At 55.6% G+C, this 6894-nt stretch carries 5 protein-coding genes and 1 pseudogene; 4 read left to right on the forward strand and 2 right to left on the reverse strand.

Annotated features, from left to right (window positions below; all coding sequences use genetic code 11):
* Positions 1-14 precede the first annotated feature (14 nt).
* The gene (locus M5C56_RS03495; protein WP_103496476.1) at positions 15-992 is read right to left on the reverse strand and encodes an AraC family transcriptional regulator; all 978 of its coding nucleotides are present in this window, start codon (positions 990-992) and stop codon (positions 15-17) included.
* 279 nt (positions 993-1271) lie between these two features.
* Here M5C56_RS03495 and M5C56_RS03500 point away from each other — a divergent pair, with 279 nt between their 5' ends.
* From M5C56_RS03500 to M5C56_RS03515, 4 genes and pseudogenes are all read left to right on the forward strand, one after another.
* Positions 1272-2585 carry a sugar ABC transporter substrate-binding protein gene (locus M5C56_RS03500; RefSeq protein WP_103496475.1) on the forward strand — a complete coding sequence of 438 codons (1314 nt, stop codon included), beginning with the start codon at positions 1272-1274 and terminating at the stop codon, positions 2583-2585.
* Between the two features lie 69 nt (positions 2586-2654).
* Positions 2655-3428: an L-iditol 2-dehydrogenase gene (locus tag M5C56_RS03505; protein ID WP_103496474.1), complete on the forward strand. Its 774-nt coding sequence runs from the start codon at positions 2655-2657 to the stop codon at positions 3426-3428.
* Between the two features lie 118 nt (positions 3429-3546).
* Positions 3547-4308: pseudogene (locus M5C56_RS03510) on the forward strand (mechanosensitive ion channel family protein); the annotation flags it as partial.
* 422 nt (positions 4309-4730) lie between these two features.
* Positions 4731-6485: an SMEK domain-containing protein gene (locus tag M5C56_RS03515; RefSeq protein ID WP_103499843.1), complete on the forward strand. Its 1755-nt coding sequence runs from the start codon at positions 4731-4733 to the stop codon at positions 6483-6485.
* Between the two features lie 286 nt (positions 6486-6771).
* Here the strand turns inward: M5C56_RS03515 and M5C56_RS32350 are convergent, their stop codons facing one another.
* The gene (locus tag M5C56_RS32350) at positions 6772-6861 is read right to left on the reverse strand and encodes an SEC-C metal-binding domain-containing protein (RefSeq protein ID WP_247263406.1); all 90 of its coding nucleotides are present in this window, start codon (positions 6859-6861) and stop codon (positions 6772-6774) included.
* Positions 6862-6894: the final 33 nt, after the last annotated feature.

Raw genomic sequence — 6894 nt, forward strand, 5'->3', positions numbered from 1 at the left:
AGAAATACAAAATATCAGCGGCATAGGGTAACGGTTTCGAGCGCCGAGGCCGAGTTTCTTTGTGAAAAGCGCGACAAACAGCGCTGTTTTTGTGCGCTGAATGGGTTGGCACGACGATAGTCGGTCGGGGTCTGGTTCATCTCCACACGAAAGTGCCGATTGAAATTGGAGAGGTTGCAGTAGCCCACCTCGAAACAGATGTCCGCCACCGACATCTGGGTTTGCAGCAACAAACGGCAGGCGCGCTGGACCCGCAGCTTGCGCATAAGGTCGATAAAGCCATGCCCGGTAATACGTTTGAAAAATCGCGAGAACCCCGGTTCGCTCATCCCCAACTGCCCGGCGATCACTGACAGCCGGACATCTCCCGTCAGCTCCCGAAGCAGGTAATCGAAGGCTTTATGGATGCGTTCGGAGCTTTTCGCATCCAGCGCAGGCATATAGCAGGTGCTGGCCAGACAGCACGCCTCTGTCACCGGAGCACTCGCCAGGGTGTTCAACAACTGCAGGAACATCAGCAAACGCGGCAAACCCTGGGCAGGACCGATGGCTTCCAGCAGCCGTGCCGCTTCAAGGGCCGTTTCGCCAGTGAACTCCAGGCCCCGCCGGGCGCGCTCGAACAGCACCTGCAAATCGCCAAGCTCGGGCATGACTTCGCGCAGGGCCAGCAGCGCCGCACCGTCGAACTGCAAAACCACATCTCGCCCCTGCAGATGCTCCCCCGGCGCCAGGTCACCCATCCAGTCATGGGGCAGGTCCGGCCCCATCATCGCCACGTGGCCGGCGGCAAACGCACCGATGTAGTCGCCCGCCACCAGTTTGCCGCTCCCCTGGCGGATCAGATGGATTTCGTATTCGGGATGATGATTCCAGCGCGCAAGCGCGTAGGGATAGTCGTGCTCATACCAGCGAAAGCTGTGCTCCGGCTGAGGCAGGATGACCTCCAGCTCGGCCGGGGGCTGCTCGAATAGCGCGGCGCGGCGATCAGGCATGGCTTGCCCCTTTTTTATAGTTCTGAACAGCAACATAGCCGGATCAAAGGGTGTTCGCTACCCAAGGTATTACCCATGACTGGTACTTTTTTGATCTTTACAGGGACCAGGCGGCGCGATTAAAAAAGTATCGGTTTCTCGTCCTCAACGCGTTTGTTGCGCCTTTCGCGAGCTGGTGTAATCCAGCCGTCACCCGCTGCGGTCCGAGACATTTTTGACCAGCCACGGTTTACAACAACAATAATAATTCCGCGCCACCGGCGTGGAGTGGAGAGCATCATGAAGACCCGGCATCACGCGCTCATTCTGTCCGCTGGTTTGTCTTTGGCCTGTGCCGCCCAAGCCGCCGAAACCCTCACCATCGCGACGGTGAACAACAGCGATATGATCCGCATGCAGCGGCTCTCCAAGGTTTTCGAAGAACAGCATCCCGACGTCAGGCTGAATTGGGTCGTGCTGGAAGAGAACGTCCTGCGCCAACGGCTGACCACCGACATTGCAACACAAGGCGGACAGTTTGACGTCTTGACCATCGGCACCTACGAAACGCCGCTGTGGGCCGCCAAGCATTGGCTGGAACCGATGAAGGATCTGCCGGCGGCCTACGATGTCGCCGATATCTTCCCGTCGGTGCGCCAGGGCCTGTCGCTCAACGACACCCTCTATGCCCTGCCCTTCTACGGTGAAAGCACAGTCACCTATTACCGCACGGACCTGCTCAAGCAGGCCGGGCTGACCATGCCCGAGCATCCGACCTGGACCCAGCTCGGCGAGTTTGCCGCCAAACTGCACCACCCCGATAAAGAGCAATACGGCATGTGCCTGCGTGGCAAAGCCGGTTGGGGCGAGAACATGGCGCTGCTGAGCACCCTGGCCAACACCTTCGGAGCGCGCTGGTTCGATGAGCAATGGCAACCCGAACTGACCGGGCCCGAGTGGACCGCCGCGGCCAACTTCTACGTCAACACCCTCAAGAATTACGGCCCGCCAGGCGTTTCAAGCAATGGTTTCAACGAAACCCTGGCCCTGTTCAACAGCGGCAAATGCGCTATCTGGGTCGATGCAAGCGTCGCCGGTTCCTTTACCACGGACAAGACCCAAAGCCGGGTCGCCGACACGGTGGGCTTCGCCCCGGCACCGGTCGAGGTCACAGACAAGGGTTCGTCCTGGCTGTATGCCTGGTCATTGGCGATACCCACGACGTCCCGGCACAAAGAGGCCGCCAAGGCGTTCATCACCTGGGCCACATCGAAAGACTACATACAGTTGGTCGCCGACAAGGACGGCATCACCAATGTGCCGCCGGGCACCCGTCTGTCCACCTACAACGATGCCTACCTGAAGGCAGCACCCTTTGCCAAAATCACCCTGCAAATGATGCAGAACGCCGACCCCGCCCGCCCCTCGGCCAAGCCCGTGCCCTATGTCGGCATCCAGTACGTGACGATTCCCGAGTTCCAGGCCATTGGCACCTCGGTGGGCAAGCTGTTTTCCGCCGCGCTCACCGGCCAGATGTCGGTGGAGCAGGCCCTGAGCGCTGCGCAGATAGCCACGGCCAAGGACATGCAGCGCGCGGGTTACCCGAAAAAATAATCCGCACCACCGGCTGTCGCAGCCCTTCGGCCGACAGCCGCTCATTTTCGCGAACAGGAAGCCCATCTGATGAAACGACTTGAAGGAAAAAGCGCGCTGGTGACGGGTTCGGCCCGAGGCATAGGCCGCTCATTCGCCGTGGCCTACATCCGCGAAGGCGCCAGCGTGGCGATCGCCGATATCAATCTTGAACGCGCACAGGCGACCGCCGCCGAACTGGGCCCAAAGGCTTATGCGGTGAAAATGGACGTCACCGATCAGGCCTCTATCGACGACGCCATTGCCACGGTGATTACCCAGGCCGGCAAACTCGACATCCTCGTCAATAACGCCGCGTTGTTTGATTTGGCACCGATCAGCGAGATCACTCGTGAAAGCTACGAGCGCCTGTTCTCCATCAACGTGGCCGGTACGCTGTTTACCCTTCAAGCCGCCGCGAAGCAGATGATCAGCCAGGGTCATGGCGGCAAGATCATCAACATGGCCAGCCAGGCCGGGCGTCGCGGCGAAGCCCTGGTCGCGGTGTACTGCGCGACCAAGGCGGCCGTGATCAGCCTGACCCAGTCAGCCGGGCTGGACCTCATCAAGCACAGGATCAACGTCAATGCGATCGCCCCCGGGGTGGTCGACGGCGAGCATTGGGACGGCGTCGATGCCCTGTTCGCCCGGCATGAACACCTCCCCCCGGGAGAAAAGAAGAAACAGGTGGGGGCGCAAGTCCCCTATGGCCGGATGGGCACCGCCGAAGACCTGACGGGGATGGCAATCTTCCTGGCATCGGCGGAGAGCGATTATGTCGTTGCGCAAACCTACAACGTCGACGGGGGGAACTGGATGAGCTGATACGGAGGTCCGTTCACCCGCGATTTTTTTGTGAGAGGATTTGTCTTCAACGGTCATCTTCCCGATGTTAAATGATCTAATCCCCCGGTCATTTCCTTCAGAAGATTCGTCATCATCCATGGATATCAAACAGCTCTGGCTGCGCGCCCAGGACTTTTTCAGCGCCCTCGATCAACATCCCCTGCTGCAAGCCGGGCTGGGCCTGGCGCTGCTGCTGATCGTGGCGCTGGTGCTCGGCCGGGTCGCGCGTTATGTGATCCTGCATGCCGCCCGGCTGCTCGGGCGCCAGCCGGCGCTGCACTGGGTCAACGATCTGCTGCAGAACAAGGTCTTCCATCGCCTGGCGCAAACCACGCCTTCACTGGTGATCCAGTTCGGCCTGCACCTGGTGCCGGAGTTGAGCAAGAACGGCCTGATCTTCTTCGGCAATGTCGCGCTGGCCTTTACCTTCCTGTTCCAGGTGCTGGCCATGAGCGCCCTGCTCAATGCCCTGCTGGATATCTACGCACGCACCGAACACGCCCGCACGCGCTCGATCAAGGGTTATGTGCAGTTGGCAAAGATGGTCCTGTTCGTGTTTGGCGCCATTGTGATCGTCGCCACGCTGATCGACCGTTCGCCGCTGTTGCTGCTCTCGGGCCTGGGCGCCATGTCGGCGGTGATCCTGTTGGTCTACAAGGACACCCTGCTGTCCTTCGTCGCCAGTGTGCAATTGACCAGCAATGACATGCTGCGGGTCGGCGACTGGATCGAGATGCCCCAGGTCGGCGCCGACGGCGATGTGGTGTACATCACCCTGCACACGGTCAAGGTGCAGAACTTCGACAAGACCATCGTCTCGATCCCGACCTGGCGGCTGATGTCCGAGTCGTTCCGCAACTCCAGCGGACGCCCTCAGAAAACATACTATTCCCAGCAAGCCCCCTATCCCCATTGGGTGCTTTGCTAGTACGCATACTAGATCCGGCTGTACTACTTCAGAACTGAACCGTCTATCTCTCCCCCCTCCACGTATCAACTCCCCCTACTCCGTAAGCCCCGCAAGCGATACAAAGTTGAGCGCGCGTCACTGATTCTCCACCCCCTACCAATCCGACATCACCACAACCACCGCACAGCAGCGCAGCCTTAGCTTGGGGCCCTGGGCCTGGTGGACGCCGTGTACCTCCAAAACGAGCATCTGCACTGCTATGAACTGAGAAGGCGAGTGACGTTGGAAAGCGGGTGGCGTTATGACATCGCATGATTGTAGGATCTCTGTTCTTGGCACACCCAGTGAAACCACTACTCAAGGATAGAAAAATGCTGGAACGGAAAGCTTTGCTTGATGAGATCGCTACTCACTTTGCTGTACTTAAATTCTTTATTGAGACGAACACCGCCTCTGGATTTGTTGACACCAATATAGTAAGTGAAGATTTTGTCGCTAGCATATTGAATGTCTCGCACAAGTGGAATCTAGCCAATACCAACCACACGACCACGAACGCCAAGTCCATTGATTTACTGGACGAATCCAATCGAATTGGGGTTCAAGTAAGCTCACGAGTCGACTCGAAGAAAATCAACTCAACGATCAACGGCTTGATCGAGAATGAGCATCGTACAAAAATAGGTGAACTGTTCTTTTTTTCACTGAAACAAAAGCAAACCAGATACAAAGTAGATGCCGAGTGCCCAGGCATTAAATTCACCACTAAAAACGTGCTGGATTTCAACCAAGTCATACGCAAAACAAAAGCTCTGTCAACCGGGGTTGATGACCTTAGGCAGATGCGTGACGTCGTGATAAAAAACTTCTCCGAAATCCCTAGGCGCATAATTGAAAAAGCGACGGCCATAAGCAACTGGCTATCACATTTCGACGACTCGATTGTTGACAAAAAGCTGGAAGAGCTCCTAGGGCGATCCTTTCAAACAGGAGAGACGCTTAAAGCCCAAGTCATTCTCCTAATCGAAAAGAACGAACTAAACCAAGCCAAGGAATTGCTAGACAGCTTGGCCAACACCAGCAGAAAGATGGCGGCACAGGATTTCATTGATATAGCCAACCTCTATACACTACTGGGCTCCGACCAAGCAGATATTTATTATTCTCATGCTGCAAGCCTGGATCCCGAAAGCGTAAAAGAAGCCAACCTCTATGCGATAGGGCTTATGCTTAGAGGCAAACTACCGGAGGCTGAGAAGGTCTTTAAAGCGTGCCTCGAAAAAGAAGATATCACTCTCAAAGAACGAGAGGCAGTACTTGGGAACCTGGGATTCCTTTATAAAAACAACGGGCGCTTCTCTGAATCCATAGACGCGTTTGAAAAAGCATTGGTAATATCCGACAGCATTGATCACAAAATAGGTCGAATAAAGCACCTTAACGGTCTGGGCAGCTGCTATCTAAATCTAGAAAACCTGGAACTATCCGACCAGTACTTTAGTCAAGCCAAGTCATTGCTTGACGACACGCTGAAAACCTCAAAGGACGATAGCGAAAAGAAAGAACTGCGCTCGATCAAGTCAAATTTACTGACAAACATCGCCATTCGCTTGAAGCACATGGCTGAAATCTCAGGCGACGAAAGCTTGTTCCACCAGGCACTGGAGTTCCTTGACCAGGCCGTTGACTTGGCGGAGATGATGGGCGACTCAAGAAGCCTGTTACGGCACTACGGAAATATCGCCAACATCTACCAGGGACTCAAGAACCTGGAAAAATCGCGCGAGTACAACGTTAAGGCCTACAAACTATCAATCCAAGAAGAAGACAAAAGGTCGCAAGTAGCATCGCTTTTAAATATCGGCCTAGTTGACAAGGACGAAGGAGACCTACTCTCCGCAAAATCCAACTTCAAACTCGCCCTCAAACTAGAAAACAACGTATACCCAAAAATTCGAGCTAATCTACTGGCCAGCTCCGCGCTTGTCCATAAGGCGCTGGGAGAGCACTCAGATGCCCAAGAGCATTATGACCAGGCCGAAAAGCTTTACAAAGAGCTGGGCCTGCAAGACTCCCTATATAGCTTAGAGGTAAGATTTTCACAGGTGGGTGCTGCAGGATCATAACTGCTGAATTTGATCCTTGATAGGTTTCCATAGCGAACGAGCCGCCTATTGAAAGCTTATGCTTAGCCTTAGGCTATATACGAGATGCATCCGAGCTCGCCCATGCTGCATTGAAAACGGGCTCGGATGCTCCCTTACAACCCCTAAACTCCGCTTCCTCAGCTGCTTTTGCCTGACCTGACCTCAAGACCTTTAACAGCCTCTAGAGCCCATTTGAGTTTTTATGAGGCCGGCCTTCATCCAAGCATCCGGCGCTGCTGGCAACCAAGCATCGATTCAGATGCCCTCACAGACAGCACTTTTTGTACTTGAGTCCACTTCCGCAGGGGCACGCATCGTTACGCCCATGCTTTTTGGGGGCAAACAATCTCTCCATGGCCTTCAGGCCCTGGCTAACAGATGAAGATGG

It is taken from the genome of Pseudomonas sp. MWU13-2862 (assembly GCF_023242495.1).
GTDB classification, from domain to species: Bacteria; Pseudomonadota; Gammaproteobacteria; order Pseudomonadales; family Pseudomonadaceae; genus Aquipseudomonas; species Aquipseudomonas gingeri_D.

Bases quoted from the DNA above. Each gene is read 5' to 3' on its own strand.
- M5C56_RS03495 (WP_103496476.1), bottom strand. From the start codon at position 992: ATGCCTGATCGCCGCGCCGCGCTATTCGAGCAGCCCCCGGCCGAGCTG.
- M5C56_RS03500 (WP_103496475.1), top strand. From the start codon at position 1,272: ATGAAGACCCGGCATCACGCGCTCATTCTGTCCGCTGGTTTGTCTTTG.
- M5C56_RS03505 (WP_103496474.1), top strand. From the start codon at position 2,655: ATGAAACGACTTGAAGGAAAAAGCGCGCTGGTGACGGGTTCGGCCCGA.
- M5C56_RS03515 (WP_103499843.1), top strand. From the start codon at position 4,731: ATGCTGGAACGGAAAGCTTTGCTTGATGAGATCGCTACTCACTTTGCT.
- M5C56_RS32350 (WP_247263406.1), bottom strand. From the start codon at position 6,861: ATGGAGAGATTGTTTGCCCCCAAAAAGCATGGGCGTAACGATGCGTGC.